The organism is Streptosporangium sp. NPDC002607 (assembly GCF_053592655.1).
This window is the reverse complement of sequence record NZ_JBSFWD010000015.1, coordinates 41,218-61,115: the sequence shown is the minus strand read 5'-3', so window position 1 is coordinate 61,115 and position 19,898 is coordinate 41,218. Positions and strand designations below refer to the sequence as shown.

The window sequence follows — 19,898 nt, the reverse complement described above, 5'->3', positions numbered from 1 at the left end:
CAGACGATCAGGGTCACCACTCCCGAAAGCTCAGCGAACGCTGCCATGACGTATTCGCCGTCCGGATCGCTGACTCCGGCAGGCGAGCTGTTGAGCCATCGTGACGCTGTGACAGGACCAGAGCTCCGAACGCGACGGTGATCCCTCCCGGGACGAAGCCCGGAGGCGCCGGCCGGGACCGCTTGCTGAAAAAGCCGACCCTCAGTGGGTGTTTGAGAGGTGATCGTTGGGCCGCCTTGCCAGGTGGGCATAGGTGAGGCAGGACACGAGACCGGTTTTTACGCCTCTGGCCTGACCGATGAGCAGTGGGCGCTGATCGAGCCGCTGCTGCCCGCCCCGCACTGAGACGGCCGGCCCGAACAAGCATCCACATCACCGGCACGCTCGGGCTGCTGATGGCGGTGACGGTGCACTCGGCCGGGCGCAGGACCGCGTCGGGGCCACCACCATCCCGCTAGGGCTGTACTTGAGTGAGCGCTGCCGGGTGGTGTTCGCCGACCATGGCTTCGCCGGCCGGCTGGCTTCCGGGAAACCGGAGATCAGGCGTCCACCGGGCGGACTCCAAGCTGTCTGCAAGCCTCCTCCAAGAATGCTGCGGAAGTCTTGACCATGATCGATCGGATAAATCGACCGAATAAAAGGAGGAAACCATGCTCGCGCGTTCCAAGCCCAGCGCCGTTCTGTCGGTGCTAGGCCTTCTCGGGGCACTGGCCCTTGTCACCGCGGCCCCTGCCAGCGCCGCTCCTGTCACCGCCGCCCCCGCCGCCATGGTCGAAACCGAACTCGGCATCACCGTCTACGCTCACGATATAGACGAGGAGGGGACCTGGAGCAACGGTGACGAAGTCTTCATCAAGGTCGTGCGTAATGGAGTAAGTCAGCGCTTCGCCCCGACCGATGGCACGGTCGACGTCAACGAGGACGAAGAGGGCCAGATAGTCGAATTCCCGTCGCATTACCCTCTCAAGTTTTCGCCGGGTGAGAAGGTGACGGTCCAGGTGTGGGAAGATGACACTTCCGGAGATGACCTCCTCGCCGAGGCCAAGGACGTCATCGTCGAGTGCAACCGTCCGTTCAGCGGCGTAACCGAAATCTCAAAGCGGAAATACTATCATTACTCGTTCGACGCTAAGTTCTACGCCTTCGGCTGCTGATTTTCGCATTGTGATGTTCTGCGGACGGTGAGAGGGCCGGGCCACCGCGGCATCCCTGTCCATGCGGTATGCGTGAGGCGGCGGCCTGCTCGCCGGACGACGGGCCGAGTGTGAGAAGGGACGGCCGCGCGTGGCCGACCTGTTCGCACGGGGGCGTACCGGCACCCAGGCCGCCGAGGTGGTGCGGGGCGGCCGGTTGCGTCGGGCCGGGCCTGCTGCGGCGGAAGGAGAGCGCTGGCCTCCCAGGGGCCAGCGCCGCCACGACTACACGTTCCGGCAGCCGGGCGGCCGCCAGGAACAGCCGGTGCGCACGAGGTACATGATCGCGTCCACGATCTCTCGCCGTGGATGCTTGTCCGGGCGGCCGTCCCAGTGCGGGGCGGGCAGCAGCGGCTCGATCAGCGCCCACTGCTCATCGGTCAGGCCAGAGGCGTAAAAACCGGTCTCGTGTCCTGCCTCACCTATGCCCACCTGGTAAGACGGCCCAACGATCACCTCTCAAACACCCACTCAAAGCTCCGACCACCAGTGAGATCGGGACCATGAGAAACCAGCCGATCTCAAGGCTCATGATCGCATCCAGGCGCAGATGCTCGAATCCGTCGCCCCGTGGGGAGTGCAGGAGCGGGATCATCACGGTCCCGCCGAGGAGTCCGATGGCGAGGAAGCGGAAGAACCACATGATCGACATGGTCTCGGACAACGTGGGGAGCAGGTCAAGAGGTGGGGAGGAAAAAGCTTCCGTTGGTGGGGAAGGAATGATCCGCAGCACGAGCCATGGTGATCGGGGGCCAAGGAGCCCGTGGGATATATACGGGATGATCTTCCATGGCTGAGATTCGAGGAGAGGCTCATGGCCTGGTCAGAGGCCCTGTCGTTGCTCGGAACGTAGCCCTCTACCGCTAGGCCGGGTGACCGGTCTCGTGGGTTCGAATCCCACGCTCTCCGCTGAGCTTGACGAACGGCGTCTGACGAGGGGATCCCTCGGCCCAGGCGCCGTTGATCGTTTCCGGGGTGGTGTTGGTCGCATCCGTACAGGTCTCGAACCTCAGTTGCCCTGACCGGCGGGTACGGAGTACGGAAAACGCTCTTTCCACCTCGACCACGATGGAGCACCACGTCTACGAACATCCGGATCCGGGGGCCGGTCGCGCTTGAAGAGCGCGGCGTCGTGCGTGATGGAAAGCGCATCGAGGGTGGTGGAGAGGGCGGAGCCGTTCACCGATACGGGTCCGGTGGGGGCGGAAGGGCAAAGCGCGCCGGGGTGGGCCGGGGCCGCTCGGCGGTGTCGCCTCGCGTGGGGCTCCAGTTGTGAGGGGTACGAGGTCTCTCGGCCAGCCGCGGAGACAAACCGGGCCTATCACCATGCCCAAGGGCCGGGAGTGGCGCTTTCCTCGATCTGGGTGATTCCACATGCCACCAGCGTGCTAAATCATCCAGAGAACAGAAAACTCCTGATCACCCCTCTGTCTGCTCGCCTCGGTGCTCACTATGACTACCTTTGTCCTCGCTTTGCCAGGTTGCTTGATGTGTCAAGATGCTGTCATGCAGCTTGATCAAAAACTTGTCGACGCGGCTGTCGCACAGATGGATCGGCGATGGCCTTCTGACGAGCAAGGTGGTGCGGCAGCCATCTACTTGGATGATGGGCAAATCCTCACCAGCGTCGGCCTGGACAACCTCAACGGCGGCGTGTCTCTGTGTCATGAGACCGGCGCCATCTGCCAGGCCTACACGCTCGACAGGAAGGTCACCGCCTCCGTGTGCGTGTATCGGGACCCAGGACGTGAGCGCGTCCTCGTCCTTCCTCCGTGTGGCATCTGCCAGGAACGCTTGGCCTTGTGGGGGCCTGACGTCCAGGTCGGCGTGCCCGACGACTTCGCCGTGACGGGATGGAGCGTTCGCACTCTTCGTGACGTGAACCCGTTCTACTGGGGATCGCAGTTCACCGATGATGGGGCCTGGCCGGGCCCTGAAGCCCACTTTTCCTGACAGGAAAACGAGCCACCTCAGCTGGAACGCGGTAGCGAACCCCTGCACAGCACGATGGGTCACCGACGAGCGGGTCTCCAGCCCCCGTCACCCTCGGCGTGCTTTTGCCCTTCCACCCCGCACAACGCGATACTGACGAACAGCCCCAACCCAGCTTGCCCTTGCTGCGCTTTTCACCACGTGTATGGTCTCAGCGTTCAGGTTCGAGAACCAGCTCAGCCGCGCCACCTGCCGTACTCCCCGCGCTTCTCAAGCTGACAGCACGGGTTCGATCCCGGTCACCTGTTCTCAGAGCGAACGCCCAGGTTAGGGGCGCTTTTCCGGCCCGAGTCTTGAACATTTCCCGCCTCTACGCCCGAACCCATTGGTTCACTAAGGACACCACCGCTACCTGCTGGGACTGGACGGCTTCCAGATCTGGGAACGTGACGACACCCCGGTCAGGTGCGAGCCACGTCATGAGACCAGTGGGATCTTGAAAGGCGAACTCGGCGCTGTCGGCTCGGACCTTCGCCCCGCGGTGGAAGATGAGTTGCAGCCGATCACCCGGCCGGAGCCGGAAGGTCACCCGGTCCTCTCCGTCATAGCGGAAGCTCGGGGCGTTCCATTTCACATGCTCGGAAATATCCGTGTTCGACGCCAAAATCGCCGATCTCAGCTGTTCAACACCCGCCTTCAACGGGTGATCGAGGGCCGTCATGAAGCGGTCAACCTCGCCAGATTTGTTTTGCACCTGCCGCTCCTCCCATACAACGCCAAAGAGCATAATGTCGCATGCAGCGACTGCTGACGGCAGTGCTGACAGCAACCAGGGACGATCCTGGCGCGTTCTGTCTCGGAGATATATACGGGATGATTACGGTCCGGGGAGATGCTTCCACCCTGGTCAGAGGCCCTGCCACTGCTCCGAACGCAGTCTTCTTGAAAACCGCTAGGCCGGGTGACCGGTCTCGTGGGTTCAAGCCCCATGCTCTCCGTCGAGCTTGATTAACCGTGTCTGACCAGGCACTGAGCCTGGTGGGCGCCGTTGGTCGTTTCTAGTGCGTCTCCTTATGTGGAGAAACCATGCGCACAATGTGAAAATACGTGAGATTCCTGGTCAGGTGTCACCTCCGTCACAAGACTGCACCTGTGCTTCCCACAATGAAGACGCCCCTCTGGGCCAGGTGGACACTCGTCATGGCATTGCTCGGGTGGCTCCTGCTCACCGTCGCGTCCTACCTGTCCTCCGGGGCCTACGCCCGGTCCCTCGCGATACTGACGTGGCGTCGTCGAGCGCGCGGGTCGGCGTTCGCCGTACGGGTCGGAGTGCTCGGCCTCACGGACCTGGCGGGTCGGTTCGGCCGGGTTCCCTGTCTCAGGGGCGTATTCGACACTCACCACGCAGGAGAAACGCTGCTCTCCGACCTGTTCCCAGGTCGTGGCGATCTCGGAAGCCAGTAGGTCCACCACCCCAAGGGGGCCGTTGGGGTGGATTCCAGCGACGGCGAGGAAGATGCCCTCATCCGGCCGAGAGAGACGGCCGAGGTAAGCCGAGTCGGTCGGCTGCTCGGGGGCTCCTGACCGGTAGGCGATGTCTGTCCGGGTGTCGCGTAGCAACCAGTCGAGATCATCCCGTTCCCACCGGATGACAGGGGCGGTGTCGTAGGCCGTGTGCATCGTCTTCGTGTGCAGATGACGCGGGCGGGTCGGGTAGGCGAACACGCCCCAGTGGCCTACATCTGCGACCTTGCGTCGGCCGCTCGCTTCCTACTTGCTCGACCTCATCGAGGCCCACACCACAGTGACCACGGAGATCCCCATCACGGCGAAAAGCAGAATCACGGGGAGAAGTCCGAGGACCTCCATGCCCCAGTCGAGCGGCCCGGCTCCATACCGGCCGGACCCGATCGCCGACCTGAGAGTCCCGGAAATCGCGAACAGCCCCATCAGGGCAATGGAGAGCCGGAGCGCCGAGGACATCATCAGGCGTTTACCCGGTCCATCGACTGCTTCCCCCGGCAAGGGCTTGGGATACTCGTGCCTGCGTGCTTTGACCAGCCCCCGCACACCGGCTCCCAGGTAGGGGGCCACGGCAAGAACACCGATGACGATGAACACCCAGTCAAGTAGTTCGCGTACGGTGCCACTTGCCCAGAAGGTCAACGTGAGGACCTTGACCACCAATGCTGGCACCATCAGGGTGAGCGCCAACTTGGACCACACCGGTATCTTGGACACGCAGTGATTATGGAGCCGGCAAGGCCTTAGGAGAAGTCCAGCAGTCCCGCCTCTCCAGCTCGCGTTGACGGCGCGCGACCTGCTCCAACTCCGTCGAACTCAGGGGGCATCACTTCCCGAAGCCGGACGGGTTCAGCCTGCTGCTGTTTGGAGCGCGGTGCTCTTCACCAGGGCGTCGAGTGTCCGTCCCGCCTCTGCATCGATGTCCAAGCGAGTTGCAAGCAGTCATCGTCAGGCTGGATGTCACAGGGGCCGGTAGGCCCGTCGTGGGCCGTGTGGTCCCCGATCCCGCGTCCGCGTGACAGGAACAGAGATGATCGCGTCGGAGCACGAGTCGTATGCGCCCAGAAGGCTTTCCGACCCCGCAGACGATCCACCACGCGAGGAGCCGCAAGGCTGCCGCCGGATCCCCGCGATACTCGTCACAGCCGTGATCGTTGTCCTGATCGCCCTGGTGGGGATCACCTTTTGGAAGAAGCCCGTAGCCAGTGGCGACAACCGGTCGACCGCTCAGTGCGTGGACACGAACTCACGTCAGGCCGACGGCACCCACCGGCTCGTCGACCGCCGCAAGTGTGAGAGCGATGAGGCCCAACGCGGCCAGTACCGCTGGCAGAGCCAGGGCAAGACCTCCGACTCCGGCCGGGACCGCAGCGTGCTACGCCGCATCGGCGATTTCATCGGTGACCTGTTCGGCGGAGGCGGTAAGCGCCGTTGAACCTCGTCGGTTCGTGACCGCCGCCGGAAGAGCCGCATCAAGACTGTCCCGACAGGCGCGAACCGCTGGAGGAGGTTCGGCGGTGGGAAACGTGGCAGGTGCCGGGGCGTCCAAAGAGAGGGAATGCTCTAGCGGATTCCCTGGCCGCCGGGTCCTATGCCACCTCGACCATGGTGGCCGACCTGCCCCTGAGGTGCGAGGAGCCCGCCGGGCGATCGATCACCACGTCAGCGGGATGACAAGTGGGGTGCCTCGTTTGTCGCACTTGAGGGCTCTGGGACTGAGCTGTCCTTGACTTCTCCTGCTTGTGGAGGCTCCGACCGTCCATGTTTGAACGCGATGACCAGGAGAACGGCGCCGAGAAGGTAGGCGAGGCCCAGCCAGACGGAAGAAGGCGGGGACCACGGGCCCTGGGTGGGAGGGTCGTCACGTTCGCCGAAGATGACGGAGATCTCACCGGACGCGAAAATCCAGTTGGAGAGAGCCGTACACAAAACGTTGACCGTCCCCAGGGTTGCGATTATTCCGGCTACCAGAAGACTGATCCGCCCACTCCAGCGATTTCTCACCGCTGCCGCCAGGCCGACCAGGATCGGCAAAATCGCGAACACCAATATAAAGGCGTCCACCGTAAAAAGCATCTTTATCAGCCATATGATCTTGATGTCCAGGATCAGAGCAAGATGCGGTAGGCCTATACCGCTTCGGTCGAACATGTCTTGCCCGCAGTGGCCGGTGGATTCGCTGACCCACCCGCAGTTGGAGATGAACATGGTCGGCAGGAAGACGGCCACCGCTGCCAGACACCACCAGATACGGGCTTTCATCTTGATGCCCTTTCAACTGCATAGACATTATGCGTAATGGCCAGGGCAAGAGTATGGCACGGAACTCCACAGTTGCATATTGATGTTGCAAATCCAGGTGGTCGGACAGGTCGCATGAGATCCGCTCAGAGCCGGGCCTGAACTGGGCCGAATGGATCTGGCTGAGTGCATCCGCCAGAGGCCAGGGTGTTTCCGGGGCCGGCGTCGATGGCTCTGAGCGGCGAGGGACCGGCACACTGTGACGTTCCGGCCAGAGCACGCGGACGGGTGAGACCGCAGAGTCTCATCTGGTGTGGCTGGTAAATCTTTCCTGCCATTCGGGCAGGTCTGTCAGCCGGTTGCCACGCAGGTCGAGCTCGGTCAGGCCGGTGAGGTTCCCTAACGACTCGGGCAAGGTGGCCAGCTCGTTGTTGGCCAGGTCGAGTTTCGCGAGGGCGATAAGACCCGCCAACGACTCGGGTAAAGCAGCCAGCCGGTTATCGCGCAGGTCGAGCCGGAGCAGGGCCGTAAGGTTTCCCAGCGACTCGGGCAGGGCGGTCAGCCGGTTGCGGCGCAGGTTGAGTTCGGTCAGTGCGGTGAGGTTCCCCAGGGAATCGGGGAGGGCTGCCAGTTGATTGTTGTACAGGTTAAGCCGGGGGAGATTGATGAGTTTCCCCAACGACTCGGGCAGGGCGGTCAGCCGGTTGTGGCGCAGGTTGAGTTTGGTCAGTGCGGTGAGGTTTCCCAGTGACTCGGGTAAGGCTGTCAGCCAGTTTTTGTGTAGGTCGAGTTTGGTGAGGGCGGTGAGGTTTCCCAGTGACTCGGGTAAGGCGGTCAGTTCGTTGTTGCGTAGGTCGAGTTGGGTGAGGGCGGTGAGGTTTCCCAGTGACTCGGGTAAGGCGGTCAGCCGGTTGTGGCGTAGGTCGAGTTTGGTCAGCGCGGAGAGATCTCCCAGCCATTCCGGCAACGCCTCTGGGCCGCGAAAGGACAGATCGAGCGTGGTCAGCGCGGCGAGGTTCCTCAGCGACTCGGGCAGGACTGCCGTCTGGTTACCGCGCAGGCTGAGCGTGGTGAGAGCGGGGAGATTCCCCAGCCACTCAGGAAACCTCTCCAGGCGGAGGTGTGACAGGTTGAGCGTGGTCAGAGCGGTGAGGTTCCTCAATGACTCGGGCAGGACGCTCAGCCGGTTGTGACTCAGGTCGAGCTTGGTCAGGTGAGTGAAGTCACCGAGCAACTCGGGCAACGCCTCCAGGCCGAGATCGGACAGGTGGAGGCTGGTCGATCCGTTCCGTAGGCGTTTGCGGATCCGTGCGACGGCAATCGCATGTCCTGCCTCGGACCACGTCATGATCTTCCTTTCATCATCGCTCGCGCCTGGGCTCGTCCTCCTGTCCCGCCGTTCTTCGGCCCGTTCCCTCGGTGCCGCTTCCGTCAGGAGCACTGTTGACGAGGCTAAAGACCGAGACTGGAGACCAACTTGTAGGTCAGTGGTGACTGGTGGGTGATCGCGTTCCGGAATTCCTCGGCCGGCGCGGAGGTGGGTCGGGCCAGGCAGTAGACCGCCGCTTTGGCCTGTCGCTCTCACCATCGCGATGTCCAGCTCCATGAGCGTCGATCCGGGGCAAAAGACCACCCGCTCTCGCGTTCAGGTTCATTTCCGGCGCCGACATGCCGAGGTCAGGTGACACATCGCGTAGGCGACCGCTCGTGCCCATGCCGTACATCGGTGACGGCACGGCGGCCCGGACCGGGGAAGGGAGGCCGCCGTGCCCGCTCAGAAGCGGCCGATAGTGGCCGAGGTGAAGGTGAGGGCCCAGCGGTGCAGGAGCGCGGTCGTCTCGGCCTCGCGCATCTGGGCTTTCAGTCCCTCGACGGTCCGGTCGCACAGCAGCAGCGGCTCAGGGGTGGGCCAGGTGGCGATGGCGTGGAAGAGACGGCTCCCGGTGCCGTAGAGCACGGCCCATCCTGGCTGGGTGATCTGCAGCATGACGGCTTCGGAGCGGGTCTCGTGGTCCCAGGTGTAGCGCGGGAGCGGGGCGCGAGGCGACGCGCGGTGCCAGGCCGGAGCGATCTGGTGAGGCCGGACCTGGGCGGGATCGCCGGACGCAGGCGGCAGGGCGTCCGCCGAGGTAACGACGCCGGTAGGACGGTCTGGGCCTGCCTGGAGCAGCGTTGGGCGGGTACCAACGATGGCACTGTCTCCGCCGAGTCTCACGTGGCGCGCCGTGCCCGTACCGCGAAGTTGCTCCTCCGGAGCGGTACGGGCCCCGGTCTGCCGCGGATCGCACCATTGACTCACAAGCGGGTTTCCAGTGGCTCTTGATTTGATCCTGGAGTACGAATTGTTGGAGGGAGAATCATGAGGACCCTTGTCAGGCGAGTGGCCGCCGTCGCAGCTACCACGACCGTGGCGTTGATGATCGTTGGCTCCGCGACCACGGGTGTCGCTCAGGCCCAGCCACGCGACCTTGATTGGTACCCGTGCACCATCGACGGTAAGCGGATGATGTGCTCCGACGGCCCGTTCTGATTCTCATCAGAATGGCTGCCCAGGCGGCAGTGATGAGTGTCCTCTCGTCGTCCGGAAGATGACAGGACGCAGTTGAGAACGCCTTCGGTCACACACACCGAAGCCCCATCCCTTGAGGAAAAAATGGGGCTTCGGCCTTCAAGGCGGGGGACCTGGAAGCCACAGTTCCACGGACGCCGCCGCATCGTTTCGTTATGGCCAAGCCGGAGCGTCGCACCAGGATGACCGTGACCCGAGAAGGGCTTGTCATTCACGATCTGGCAATGGTATCGCTCTTCGCCGTATCGCCGAAAAGGCTTACTTTTGAATAACCTGCTCCAGCACCTCTCACGTTCTGTCGCCTCTTCCCTGGCACGCCAGTTCGCCCTGATCGATCTGCTTGGCGACCGCCATTGGGCTGTGGATACCGGTGCGGGAACTATCACGTTCGGCGAAGACTTCAGATTCCCGATCCAGTTTCTGGGGACGGAAGGCTACCGCGATCAGACCTGGCTCTGGGCGTGGGCCAACACGCAGAGCAATCTCCCGCCCAACCTTCTGCGCGCCGCCAACTGGTTGCAGGAGTATGGGCGGCAGCAGCACATCCCGGAATTGACCGAGGCGACGCTGCCTCTCGACCAGGTCGACGGGCACCTGCTCGCCCTGCTGTCGGCAACTCTGACCGGGCTCTGCTACTACCGTGGCCCCTACCAGGGCGGGGCCGCTTTCCTCCTCCTGGAGACCGTGCCGGATTCGGTGCTGATGCCCGCACAGCCCGAACGCGTCGTCTCCGTCCTGGCCCAGGCCATTTCGATGTACGAACTCGACCATCGAACGCTGGTCGAGAGCTTCCTGACTCAGCAGGGCTGGCATGTTGAAACAACGGCGACGGTCATTGCCGGTCAGCACCCTGGCGGATCAGACCTGCGCGTGGAGTTCGATGGCCAGGGGCGGATCAGTGACATGCAGAGCACGCTTAAGCCCGGCTGAGCTCATACCGGCTTGCCGATGTCAACGTCGGCGCAGGCGGCGGTCATCCAGCCCCCCCCGGGCGATCGGTACGAAACTTCTACTCGCCGGAGGCCGGGGACGTCTCCCGCCTGATCCAGTCGAGGTAGTCGGTGTTGCCGACCGTCAGGGGGACCGCGACGATCTGCGGCACCTCGTAGGAGTGCGACTCCCGCACCTGGCGGGCGAGGTCCTCGAACCGCTCCACGGTGGTCTTCATCAGCAGCAGCAACTCCTCGGAGCGCTGGATCTCGCCTTTCCACCAGTAGACGGACTCGATCGGCGCGATGATCTGGCAGTCGGCGGCCAGTCGCCGGCCCACCACCGCCGAACAGATCCGCTCCGCCTCCTCGCGGCTGCTGCTGGTGACACGAACCTCGACACAGTCCGAAGCATTCTCGACCATGCCAACACCCTGCCGAATCATCCCCATGGGCATCAAGAGCGGCACTCCGCGCTCACCTGTCCGCCGCCCGAGGCCCAGGCCCAGATACCGGGTCCGACCCCGAACCTCGAATCGGAAAATCAGCAGGTCAGGAGGGTGGCTTCAGGGAGCCGTCCACGAGGTCCGAGGGATCGAGGGCTGCCGACGGGTCGAACAGCCTGGGCAGTTCGCCCGTGGACAGCATCTTCAGCACCAGGGTCACCGGCCCGTCCTGCTTGATCTTCAGTGTGGCCCGCAGCACCGCACCGTCCCCGGAGCCGACCTCGTCGTGCGCGATGTCCTCGACGAGGTCGGACAGCGGCATGCCGGACTGCGTCACGGCCTTCGTGGTGAACTTCCCGGTGAAGGTCTCCTTCACCTTGGTCCCACGGGGCAGCACGCACACGACGTTGACCGCCTGGTCGGTCGTGGCCGCGGGGCGGCGCAGGCCCACGCCGTACAGCGCCACGGCCGTCGGCGCAGGCGGTGCCGTGACCGCGGCGGCGACCACGTCGCCCAGACACTCGGCGATCGCGGCGTGATCGGGGTCGGCTGCCAGGGAGGGGCTGCCGACCAGGGCACTTGCCACCGGATCGGCCGAGGCTCCGGACACCAGCACCGAATCGGTCACCACCACCTGGTTGAGCCGGTTGAGCAGGCCGAGCTCGCTGGTCAGCACGCTGCCCGGGTCGATCGCGCCGTCGGCGGCCAGCGTCAGCCCCTGCTGTCCACCGATCGTGCGCGGCTTCGCCCCCAGGGCGGTCAGCTTGGTACGGATGGCCGCTGCGTCCTGCTTGCCTTCGATACGGATCGCGGTATTCGGCGGGTTACCCAAGGAGACGGCCCGGACGGCTCCGTAGACGTCGATTCCGGTCTTCTCGGGGAGCAGCCGTGCGCTGCTGCCGAGCGCGCCGAAGCCGAAGCCGATCGCCGGCAACCAGCGTCCCTCCTTCTTCTCCGGGCCGCTCGCGGTGACCACGCCCAGCTCGCGCCAGTGCGTCATCTCTCCGTACTCCAGGTATTCGGCGGCCGGTCCGCCGGCTGACAACGCTTTCATCATCTCGCGCAGTCCGCCGGACTCCTCGACACCGGTGGCCGGGGGCCTGGCACCCGGGGTGGCCGGGGCCGGGTCATCCGCTCCGCCGCAACCCGCCATGACCAGGCCTGACATCGCAAGAAACAACCCGAGCCCACGCACGTTCGGAACCTTAGCCATTGACCGCCCCGGTCGCCGTGAGCAGGAGGGTCACTGCTCTTCTCATGATCTCGTTCCTTCAGGTTTGTGAACGAGATCATTGTCCGGGAGCCCACTGGTATTTCGATGAGAGATCGCTGCAACCGCCGCATTGCAAGTGTGTGACAAGTGGCGGCTGGCAAGCTGGATGATGGATATTCAGGGAGGGGGCCTATGTTTGGGATTGTTCGCCCATGCCGGCACGGGATGTGCGGTGGGCTGTTCAAGGAGTGGATGGCGCACCTGTGCGGGCTCTGCCTGGCCCTCAGGGATGAGCACGGGCATGCCTCCCGGCTGGTGACCAACTACGACGGTCTGCTGGTGTCCGTGCTCACCGAGGCGCAGGCACCGGCCTCCTCCCCGCACCGGCGTGCGGCGGCCTGCGCTCTGCGCGGGTTCAAGGGCGCCGACGTCGTCGAGGCCGAGGGGGTACGGCTGGCGGCCTCGGTCTCGCTGATCCTGGCCGCGGGCAAGGTCAGGGACCACGTCGAGGACGGCGACGGCATCTACGCCCGCCGGTTGGTGGCGGCCGGCGCGGGGCGGGTGGCCGCCCGCTGGTCGGCCGCCGGATCGGGTACGGCCTCCGCCCTCGGATTCGATCCCGCCCCGCTTCTCGTCGCGGTCGAGGAGCAGACCCGGCTGGAGCGCCTGCCGAACCCGAGCCTGCTCCAGCTCACCGCCCCCACCGAGGCCGCGGTCGCCGCCGCCTTCGGGCACACCGCCGTACTGGCCGGCAAGCCGCACAACCGGGAGACGCTGGAGGAGGCCGGGCGCTACTTCGGCCGTCTGGCGCACCTGCTGGACGCCGTCGAGGACCTGGCCCGCGACCGCGACCGCGGTGCCTACAACCCGCTCGTCGCCTCGGGTACCGATCTGGCCGTCGCGCGGCGGCACTGCGACGACGCCGTGCACGGATTGCGCCTCGCGGTGGCCGAGCTGGACCTGGAGCGACGCCGTCTGGTCAACGCGCTACTGGTCAGGGAGACCGGCCGCACCACCGGCCGGATCTTCGGCGAGGCCGAGCAGGAGAGTCCCGAGGCGCCCCCGCGTGATCCGCGGCTGAAGCCGGACCCCGGCGGGCTGCTGTCGCTGCTGTGCATGTCGGCGGCCTGCTGCACCTGCGGGTTGTACCGGCCGCCGTGGGACGAGGACCGCTACAAATCGTGCGGTGAGCGCTGCGACGCCGGCGGCTGCGACGGCTGCGGGCAGTGCTGCGATGGGTGCTCGGGTTGCTGCGACTGTTGCTCCGGTTGTTCCGACTGCTGCAACTGCAACTGCGACTGTAACTGCTAGTGCTTCATTCATTTTTGGGTGGTCAGCTCATGCCGAAACACTCGCGGGCTGGGCCCAAGACCTGCGCCGGATACTGACCTGACTGTCCGATCTCGTTGGGCTTGTCGACCTACCCATTACGAGTCCGTCGCTGTGTGCCGGTCGTCGTGGTCGTGGTCCCGGCGCAGCCTGCTCACCGCGTCGGCTTCAGCTCAGCGGGCGGCGTCGCCCCCATGGCCGTGAAGAGTTCGGCGAGCAGTCGGTCGAGGTGCTGACCGACTTCGGCGATGGCGGGATTGTCGTAGGTGGAGAACAGCGTGCTGGGCTGGTCGACGGCCAGCCGGGTGCGTTCCTCGGCGTCGGCGTAGATGACGGTGCGCAGGGGTGCATGGAGCATGACCGACGGGTCGTGGTGGAACATGCGCTCGGCGATGGTGTGGTTGCCCATCAGGTACTCGGTGCATTTCCAGCCGGATGGCGATCCGGCCATCATGGCGGTAACGTCGGATTTCCAGTAGATCATGAAGCCGTGTGGCGCGTTGGTCGCGGCGAGTTCAAGGGCGGCCTCCCAGTTGGGGAGTTGCTCGAACCGGGCGATGTCGACGACCGGTGCCAGCTCTTCGTAGCGGCGTACGGCTTCGTCGTAGCGCTGCGGGAGCGGGACGTCGAGCCGGCGCACCTGGTGGGCGACGACGCGGGTGTCTATCGAGGTCACAGCGGATCATCTCCTCGGGCTCTGCCCGCTACCTGCGGACCCGAGTAACAGGTTGTCCATGTCGAGCGTGCTGAGACCAGCAGGCTCGCCGGATGTCGTATCCGTCACCCGCTCCGGGCCCCACGGCCCTGGACGTCATCAACGGCCACGGCGGCGACTACGTGTTGAGCGATGTCGTCCAGCGCACCATGACGCTCTTTCCCCATCACGGTCGCCGGTGGAATCATCTCTGGTCACCAGTGCGCCCACCTTTTCGCATGCCCATGAGCAGAGAGCGTGCTTTCCGAGTCTTCTAAGCTCTGAACCTATGGCGACCACGCATACCTACGACGTCAATGTCGAGTGGACGGGCAACCTCGGAGCAGGCACGGGCGGTTACCGGTCCTTCAGTCGTGATCACGAGGTGTCGGCGGACAATAAGGCCGCGATCGCCGCCTCCTCGGATCCCGCCTTCCGCGGCGACCCCGCGCGCTGGAACCCCGAGGAGTTGCTCGTGGCCTCCGTCGCTCAGTGCCACATGCTGTGGTACCTCCACCTCTGTGCCGTCGGCGGGGTCATCGTCACCGAATACGAGGACCACGCCCATGGGGTTATGACGATGGACGAGAGCGGTGGCGGAGGCCAGATCACCGAGGTTGTCCTGCGTCCGGGGGTGACGGTCGCCGACGTGTCGATGGTGGAGAAGGCCCGCTCGCTGCACGACGACGTACACGCGGTGTGCTTCATCGCCCGCTCGGTGAACTTCCCCATCACCCCCATGCCGGTAATTCGGGTCCAGGAGAGATAAGCGTGGTTCTGGACCTTGACGAGCCGACCGGCACTCCTCCGCGAACTTACCCGGAGCAGCACCAGGATTCGGGAGTGGGACTGCTCGGGCGGCTTCATCAGGCTCAGGGAGCGGGCGGACAGGAAGATCAAGCTGGATGCACGCTGTCAGGCCGGCCACGGAGCAGGCAGAAGGGGTGGCCGGCCGGGTCGGCGTAGATGTGCCAGCCGCGGGTGCCGTCGCCGGTGTCCAGCAATGTGGCGCCGAGTTGAAGGACCTGCTGCCGGGCTTGGTCGAGGTCCGCGACGTCGATGTCCAGATGGAACTGCTGCGGGTGGGCCGGGTCCGGCCAGCGCGGCGGTCGGTACTCGTCCACGCCCTGGAACGCGAGGACGAGACCTGAGCCGGTGTGCAGGGTCGCCCAGGCGTCGTCGAGCCCCCATCGGGGATCGGGCCGGTTGACTGTGCCGCCGAGGAGTGACTGGTAGAAGCGCGCCAGAGCAAGGGCGTCGGGGCAGTCCAACACCACGCACTGCAGGTTGCCGATCATGTTCTCCCCTTTCGGAATGTTGCCTCCACGAGGCTAAGACGCCCGAAGTGCTCCGTTTGATCGTTGCTGGGCGTCCGGAGATGAGCAGCTCGGGCCGGTTCGCTTCTCGTGGGGCGGACCATCGGCGGCTCCCGGCAAGCTGGTCAAAGGCCCCGCCGGGGAAGCAGTTCGTCCTCCATGGCGAGGTGACCCGACCGCGGGTGGCCCGGTTCCCGTTGAGCCTCATGTGCACGTGGTACCGGGCTGGTCAGGGGCGGCCGAGAACCTCTCCGGCGAGATGCCGGGTGGGTGAGCCGCCTACCGGAAGCGGGAGACGAAGCGGCGTTGCCATGGTGTCTCGACGGCGCGGCGGGCGTAATGCTGCCGGACGTAGGCGACCGCTTCGTGGCCCGGTACCCCGTCCAGTACGGCGAGGCAGGCCAGTGCGGTGCCGGTCCGGCCGTATCCACCACCGCAGGCGATCTCGACGCGCTCGGCTTCGGCGCGTACCCATGCCTCGCGTAACGCGTCGCCGGCCGCCGTACGGTCGGACGGCAACCAGAAGTCGGGCCAGCGGAGCCACCGGGTCTCCCAGGTGACGGGGGGTGGCTCATGGCCCAGCAGGTAGAGCGCGAAGGTGGGCGCGGGACCTTCCGGGAGCGGCCGGCGCAACCCCCGGCCGCGGACGAGCCGACCGGAGGGCAGTCGCAGCACGCCCGCCATCGTGGGCTCCCACATAGCGATCACGGTACGAGCCTAGGTCGGTGTGCTGACCGGAAGCGCTCGCCGTACCGGTGCACTTCCTCGGCCAGGCAGGTCGCAGTTCGGTCGTGTCCCAGCGGCATGGACGCCCCGCCGAGCCGCGGCATCGGGAATGTCACGCGGGATCCCGAACTCATGAGCGGGGAAGGCCGTCGTCTGGAACGCTGGGGCGACTCACTCGCCCGAGTCCCGGCGCCTCGGTGCGCGCGTGATGACGGGTGACGGCCAGGAAGTACGCGGCGAAGGCGTACGCGGGGCCGTAGATGAACGGCGGGATGCCGACTCCCGTGCCGTTCCGGTAGCAGGAGTAGCTCTCGGTCAGGTCGGTGAGGTCGGTCGGTGGGCACTGGGTCAGGTCTGACCAGGGGCCGACGATGTTGGCGGCGATGTTGATCACTGCGAGGACGCTCAGCACAACGACCACGACCTGGGTGGTCCGGCCGTGCAGGCGTCGCCGGAGCAGGGCCGCGACCGCCACCATCAGGACGGGCAGGGCGAAGGCCAGCATGACCACTTCGATGTCCCACAGCACCCGCATGACGTCGATGCCCGCGGAGCCGAGGTGCCCGATGCCGAGGCCCTGGGCCAGCGGGTAGATTCCGATCCCGTCCCCGACGTGCATGTCGTAGTAGAAGAGGCCGGTGCTCGCGATGAGATCGCTGCCGATCCGCGCCATGACAGAGGGGAAGAAGGCCGCCAGCGCAGCCGCCGACCACCAGGGCCATATCCGCATCTGTCTCTCCAAGAGCCGAGCAAAAGCCCAATACGAGATCAAGGGCTGGAATCATTTCATGTCGGTCGCCGGGCGGTGTGCCATGCTGCCGGCGACGCGGCCTGAACGGGGCTGCAGGCTCGGCCCCTACTGGGCCGAGAAGCTGATGCAGGTTTCCATATTTGGAGTCGACGCATGAGAACTCATGCTGGACCTCATCTGGTCGAGCGAGCTGGGCGGTGACCCGGCGGCACCTCGGGTGCGTCAGCGGTCTTTCGGCTACCGGCAAGAGGATGGTGCACCAGTGAGCCAGTCCGGCAAGGTCCTCTACGTCATCGTGTGTGCCGCGGGCGGCGCCGGTGACGTGGGACGTCTCGTCGCCCTCGCCCAGGACGCGGGCTGGGCCGTCCAGATCGTCGCCACCCCGTCCGCGCTGGACTTCATCGACGTCCCCGCCCTGGAACGGCAGACCGGCCGCCCCGTCCGTAGCCGCTACCGCAAGCCGGACGAGCCCAAGCCGCCGAGGGCCGATGCGATCATCGTCGCTCCCGCGACGTACAACACGATCAACAAGTTCGCCCAGGGGATCGCCGACACCTACGCCCTCGGCCTCCTCGCCGAAGCCCCCGGGCTCGGTATCCCCGTGGTCGTACTGCCCTTCGTCAACGGCGGCCTCGCCTCCCGCGAGCCGTTCCGCCGGAGCGTCGAAAGCCTTCGGGCCGAGGGCGTCCCGGTCCTGCTCGGCTCCGGTAGGTCCGAGCCGGACATGGCCGCCGCCGGAGGCGGGGAAGCGGAGAGCCATCCCTGGGCCCTTGCCCTCGAAGCCCTCGTAGCCCTCGAAGGAGCCGGGCGGCGCCGTCGCGAGTGAAGTGCGCGAGACCACGGAAGCGGCGGTTCCGGAGGGCGGCCGACCGTGGATCGCCGCCTGAAAACGATCACGCCCGGGGATCCGGCGCCGTGTGCCGCGTCGATTCCTGGGCGCCATCACGTACCCGCGATCGTCGCGGGCCGCGGTATGCGCGGTGCGAACCGCCATTGATTTTCGTGGTCCCCGGTCCGCTTCAGGCATTCTTCGAGCGGTTCACTCATATACGACGGGGCTTCCCCTAGAATGATCATCGGAAAGAGGTGATGATCTGGAGGGGTTGGGAAGAGAGCGGTTCGGTGTGGTGGTCGATCCCGGTCTGTCCCCGGAGATCGCGGGTCTGCTCCGTGCGAATCCATCGATGCTGGCGCGCATACGAGCAGGTTGGAGGCCACCGGAAGAACCACAGAAAAAATCCGCGGCCCCCCTGGCCGTTGGTGGCATGCTCGCCGCGGTCGGCCTTTTGGTGGCGCTTTCCCTTGGATGGGGAGCCATGGCCGGAATCCCGCTGTTCATCGTGCTCGTGTGGTTTCTTTCCGCCGCGATCAGGGCCGCGGGGGAGGTCGAGGAGAGCGTTACTCCGGAGCGGGAACTGTACGGTCTCGCGCACCGCCACCGGGATTCCTATTTCCTCTTCGACGACTTCGACGCCGACGCGAGGCGCCTGCTCGCCCGGACACGGGCGGCGGTCGGTTCCGTCCTGCGATCGCGCGTCAACACCGAGGGACTGCTCGACGTCGCGCGGAACGCCGTCATGCTGCCGCCGCAGGAATGGGAGATCGCGCGCCTACTGGCCAAGCTCTCCTCCCTCCGTGGAGAGCATCGCGATCTCATGCGTGGCGGGGTCACCCGGGAGGTGGCAGCCGCTGTGAAACCGCTGGAGCGAGCGCTCGCCGGCAGCGAGGGCGCCGTCATCGCGAAGGTGGAGGCGCTCGAACGGTACGCGGCTCACGTCGCCGACGCCGAACGTGCCTACCGGGCCCGCGACCAGATCGAGGCGCTGGTGGAGCGGCTGCCCCGTTATGAGGAACTGCTCGCCGAGTCCGGTGCCGACGCTCTGAGCATGCCGGAGATCGGACATCTCACGGGTGAGGCCGACGAGCTGGAGCAGGCGTTGCGCGCGAGCATCGATTCGGCGCACGAGCTCTTCCTCCATCTGGACGGTCCGGAACAGTCCGGATGAAGGTCACCTGCGGGTCCTGCCATGAACGGGCGTGAGAAAGGCGCCCCTGGTCGGCTCATTTGACGGCCATCGGCGCCGATCCGCGTTTAGCGGAACCACACATAAAAGATTTATCCCATATCGCCCGCTTGCTCCATGGATTCCATAATGTCGGCGATCATGCGAATTGCCATGGTTTCGTCGTTGGTTAGATGGTTGATGTAGTCGGCCAGCAGGACGAGGGTCGCCTCCAGAGCGTTCATCTCGGCTTCGGTCCAGGGCCCGTACTGCTTGCGCCAGAGCGTCGGGCTCAGGCCGATGGCGCTGGCGGTCAGCATGCCCGCCATGGCGGGGATGGCCTCGGGTCTGACGCTTACCGTCATCTTGCGCATGCTGCCGATGACGTAGGGAACCACGGATTCGACCACGTCACGGTCCTGCTCCTCGTGGGCCTGGCGCAGCCACTCCATGTACAGGTAGACGAGCGTGCAGGCGCCGTCGAGCACGTCACTGGCGTCTTTGCTGGAGAAGGATCCGAAGAACTCGTCGATCAGCTCTCGCTGCTTGGGATCGGCCTGCGAGACGCCCTCGCGGATACGGGTGAGAAGCGAGTCGACGTAGAGCAGCGCGGTCCCTACATCACCAACCGGGGCATATTCCGGGTCAAAGGAAGACAGCATCGCTACCTCACTTGGGGGCTTGATATCCGGCCTGCCATACCGGGCAGTTGTGGCAACGTCTCTGTCGAAAAGTACTCCCTTAGGAAGCGCCGCAAGGCGGATATTCGCGCAACCGGGCAAGGGAGGATCAGGGCAGAATCCTGAAAACGTGATGATTTCCTAATCCTCCGGCGCCGGAGATCTTCCAGGTCGGTGCGGGAAGGCGTCCGTGTCCTCGTGGATTTTCGCCCGAGTCCGCTGGGAGCCACGGGGCCGGTGCGCTCGGTCTCGCGGACCTGGCGGACAGGTGGTTCGCCGAGCCCGGACCTTTCGAGGGCGTCGAGGGCCTCGGGTCAGGTGGCCGACCCGAACAGGTCGGCGGGCCGGGACG

General features: G+C 65.4%; 22 protein-coding genes, 1 tRNA gene and 1 pseudogene. 11 read left to right on the top strand and 13 right to left on the bottom strand.

Features of this window, described 5'->3' with window-relative positions; all coding sequences use genetic code 11:
* Positions 1–243: 243 nt before the first annotated feature.
* Together ACWD3H_RS18845 and ACWD3H_RS18840 are read left to right on the top strand one after the other, a co-directional pair.
* Positions 244–345, top strand: a complete 102-nt coding sequence (locus tag ACWD3H_RS18845; RefSeq protein WP_451955860.1) for a transposase — start codon at positions 244–246, stop codon at positions 343–345.
* A 305-nt stretch (positions 346–650) separates the two neighbouring features.
* Complete coding sequence (locus tag ACWD3H_RS18840) at positions 651–1,154, top strand: hypothetical protein (protein WP_451955859.1); 504 nt, start codon at positions 651–653, stop codon at positions 1,152–1,154.
* A 288-nt stretch (positions 1,155–1,442) separates the two neighbouring features.
* Here the strand turns inward: ACWD3H_RS18840 and ACWD3H_RS18835 are convergent.
* Positions 1,443–1,649 (bottom strand): annotated as a pseudogene (locus ACWD3H_RS18835) (transposase); the annotation flags it as partial.
* Positions 1,650–1,997: 348 nt separating this feature from the next.
* Between ACWD3H_RS18835 and ACWD3H_RS18830 the strand changes: the two are divergent.
* Together ACWD3H_RS18830 and ACWD3H_RS18825 are read left to right on the top strand one after the other, a co-directional pair.
* Positions 1,998–2,102 (top strand) — tRNA-OTHER (locus ACWD3H_RS18830).
* Between the two features lie 597 nt (positions 2,103–2,699).
* Entirely contained in the window at positions 2,700–3,146 is a 447-nt protein-coding gene (locus ACWD3H_RS18825; RefSeq protein ID WP_355560712.1) for a cytidine deaminase, read from the top strand.
* Between the two features lie 349 nt (positions 3,147–3,495).
* Here the strand turns inward: ACWD3H_RS18825 and ACWD3H_RS18820 are convergent, their stop codons facing one another.
* On the bottom strand, positions 3,496–3,879 hold the full coding sequence (locus ACWD3H_RS18820) for a DUF1801 domain-containing protein (protein WP_350959772.1): 384 nt from the start codon (positions 3,877–3,879) through the stop codon (positions 3,496–3,498).
* Positions 3,880–4,289: 410 nt separating this feature from the next.
* Between ACWD3H_RS18820 and ACWD3H_RS18815 the strand changes: the two genes are divergently transcribed.
* Positions 4,290–4,589, top strand: coding sequence for a hypothetical protein (locus ACWD3H_RS18815; RefSeq protein ID WP_451955858.1), 300 nt, complete (start codon positions 4,290–4,292; stop codon positions 4,587–4,589).
* Positions 4,590–4,895: 306 nt separating this feature from the next.
* On the opposite strand, the gene ACWD3H_RS18810 is transcribed toward ACWD3H_RS18815, so the two are convergent.
* The gene (locus ACWD3H_RS18810; RefSeq protein WP_451955857.1) at positions 4,896–5,366 is read right to left on the bottom strand and encodes a hypothetical protein; all 471 of its coding nucleotides are present in this window, start codon (positions 5,364–5,366) and stop codon (positions 4,896–4,898) included.
* A 313-nt stretch (positions 5,367–5,679) separates the two neighbouring features.
* Between ACWD3H_RS18810 and ACWD3H_RS18805 the strand changes: the two genes are divergently transcribed.
* Complete coding sequence (locus ACWD3H_RS18805; RefSeq protein WP_451955856.1) at positions 5,680–6,084, top strand: hypothetical protein; 405 nt, start codon at positions 5,680–5,682, stop codon at positions 6,082–6,084.
* Between the two features lie 227 nt (positions 6,085–6,311).
* Here the strand turns inward: ACWD3H_RS18805 and ACWD3H_RS18800 are convergent, their stop codons facing one another.
* From ACWD3H_RS18800 to ACWD3H_RS18790, 3 genes are all read right to left on the bottom strand, one after another.
* Positions 6,312–6,911 (bottom strand): hypothetical protein, encoded by a 600-nt coding sequence (locus ACWD3H_RS18800; RefSeq protein ID WP_451955855.1) that lies wholly within the window; start codon positions 6,909–6,911, stop codon positions 6,312–6,314.
* 283 nt (positions 6,912–7,194) lie between these two features.
* Positions 7,195–8,238 (bottom strand): leucine-rich repeat domain-containing protein, encoded by a 1,044-nt coding sequence (locus ACWD3H_RS18795; RefSeq protein WP_451955854.1) that lies wholly within the window; start codon positions 8,236–8,238, stop codon positions 7,195–7,197.
* A 426-nt stretch (positions 8,239–8,664) separates the two neighbouring features.
* The gene (locus ACWD3H_RS18790) at positions 8,665–8,877 is read right to left on the bottom strand and encodes a hypothetical protein (RefSeq protein ID WP_451955853.1); all 213 of its coding nucleotides are present in this window, start codon (positions 8,875–8,877) and stop codon (positions 8,665–8,667) included.
* Positions 8,878–9,663: 786 nt separating this feature from the next.
* Here ACWD3H_RS18790 and ACWD3H_RS18785 point away from each other — a divergent pair.
* Positions 9,664–10,389 carry a DUF6882 domain-containing protein gene (locus ACWD3H_RS18785; protein WP_355559678.1) on the top strand — a complete coding sequence of 242 codons (726 nt, stop codon included), beginning with the start codon at positions 9,664–9,666 and terminating at the stop codon, positions 10,387–10,389.
* Between the two features lie 79 nt (positions 10,390–10,468).
* Here ACWD3H_RS18785 and cutA read toward each other — a convergent pair whose 3' ends face one another.
* The gene (gene cutA / locus ACWD3H_RS18780) at positions 10,469–10,813 is read right to left on the bottom strand and encodes a divalent-cation tolerance protein CutA (protein WP_451955852.1); all 345 of its coding nucleotides are present in this window, start codon (positions 10,811–10,813) and stop codon (positions 10,469–10,471) included.
* 127 nt (positions 10,814–10,940) lie between these two features.
* The gene (locus ACWD3H_RS18775) at positions 10,941–12,002 is read right to left on the bottom strand and encodes a hypothetical protein (RefSeq protein ID WP_451955851.1); all 1,062 of its coding nucleotides are present in this window, start codon (positions 12,000–12,002) and stop codon (positions 10,941–10,943) included.
* A 237-nt stretch (positions 12,003–12,239) separates the two neighbouring features.
* Here ACWD3H_RS18775 and ACWD3H_RS18770 point away from each other — a divergent pair, with 237 nt between their 5' ends.
* Positions 12,240–13,358 carry a DUF5685 family protein gene (locus tag ACWD3H_RS18770; RefSeq protein ID WP_451955850.1) on the top strand — a complete coding sequence of 373 codons (1,119 nt, stop codon included), beginning with the start codon at positions 12,240–12,242 and terminating at the stop codon, positions 13,356–13,358.
* Positions 13,359–13,530: 172 nt separating this feature from the next.
* Here ACWD3H_RS18770 and ACWD3H_RS18765 read toward each other — a convergent pair whose 3' ends face one another.
* Positions 13,531–14,052 (bottom strand): DUF302 domain-containing protein, encoded by a 522-nt coding sequence (locus tag ACWD3H_RS18765; RefSeq protein ID WP_355559689.1) that lies wholly within the window; start codon positions 14,050–14,052, stop codon positions 13,531–13,533.
* 307 nt (positions 14,053–14,359) lie between these two features.
* Here ACWD3H_RS18765 and ACWD3H_RS18760 point away from each other — a divergent pair, with 307 nt between their 5' ends.
* The gene (locus ACWD3H_RS18760) at positions 14,360–14,839 is read left to right on the top strand and encodes an OsmC family protein (protein WP_451955849.1); all 480 of its coding nucleotides are present in this window, start codon (positions 14,360–14,362) and stop codon (positions 14,837–14,839) included.
* A 127-nt stretch (positions 14,840–14,966) separates the two neighbouring features.
* Here the strand turns inward: ACWD3H_RS18760 and ACWD3H_RS18755 are convergent, their stop codons facing one another.
* The 3 genes from ACWD3H_RS18755 to ACWD3H_RS18745 all read right to left on the bottom strand — a co-directional run bounded on the left by ACWD3H_RS18755 (position 14,967) and on the right by ACWD3H_RS18745 (position 16,842).
* The gene (locus ACWD3H_RS18755; protein ID WP_451955848.1) at positions 14,967–15,368 is read right to left on the bottom strand and encodes a VOC family protein; all 402 of its coding nucleotides are present in this window, start codon (positions 15,366–15,368) and stop codon (positions 14,967–14,969) included.
* A gap of 297 nt (positions 15,369–15,665) precedes the next feature.
* Positions 15,666–16,085: a protein-tyrosine phosphatase family protein gene (locus ACWD3H_RS18750; RefSeq protein WP_350959841.1), complete on the bottom strand. Its 420-nt coding sequence runs from the start codon at positions 16,083–16,085 to the stop codon at positions 15,666–15,668.
* A gap of 157 nt (positions 16,086–16,242) precedes the next feature.
* Positions 16,243–16,842, bottom strand: coding sequence for a hypothetical protein (locus tag ACWD3H_RS18745; protein WP_451955847.1), 600 nt, complete (start codon positions 16,840–16,842; stop codon positions 16,243–16,245).
* A 184-nt stretch (positions 16,843–17,026) separates the two neighbouring features.
* Between ACWD3H_RS18745 and ACWD3H_RS18740 the strand changes: the two genes are divergently transcribed.
* Entirely contained in the window at positions 17,027–17,689 is a 663-nt protein-coding gene (locus ACWD3H_RS18740; RefSeq protein WP_451955846.1) for a flavoprotein, read from the top strand.
* A 490-nt stretch (positions 17,690–18,179) separates the two neighbouring features.
* Complete coding sequence (locus ACWD3H_RS18735; RefSeq protein ID WP_355559703.1) at positions 18,180–18,869, top strand: hypothetical protein; 690 nt, start codon at positions 18,180–18,182, stop codon at positions 18,867–18,869.
* A gap of 110 nt (positions 18,870–18,979) precedes the next feature.
* Here the strand turns inward: ACWD3H_RS18735 and ACWD3H_RS18730 are convergent, their stop codons facing one another.
* Positions 18,980–19,528: a hypothetical protein gene (locus tag ACWD3H_RS18730; protein ID WP_451955845.1), complete on the bottom strand. Its 549-nt coding sequence runs from the start codon at positions 19,526–19,528 to the stop codon at positions 18,980–18,982.
* Between the last annotated feature and the right edge of the window lie 370 nt (positions 19,529–19,898).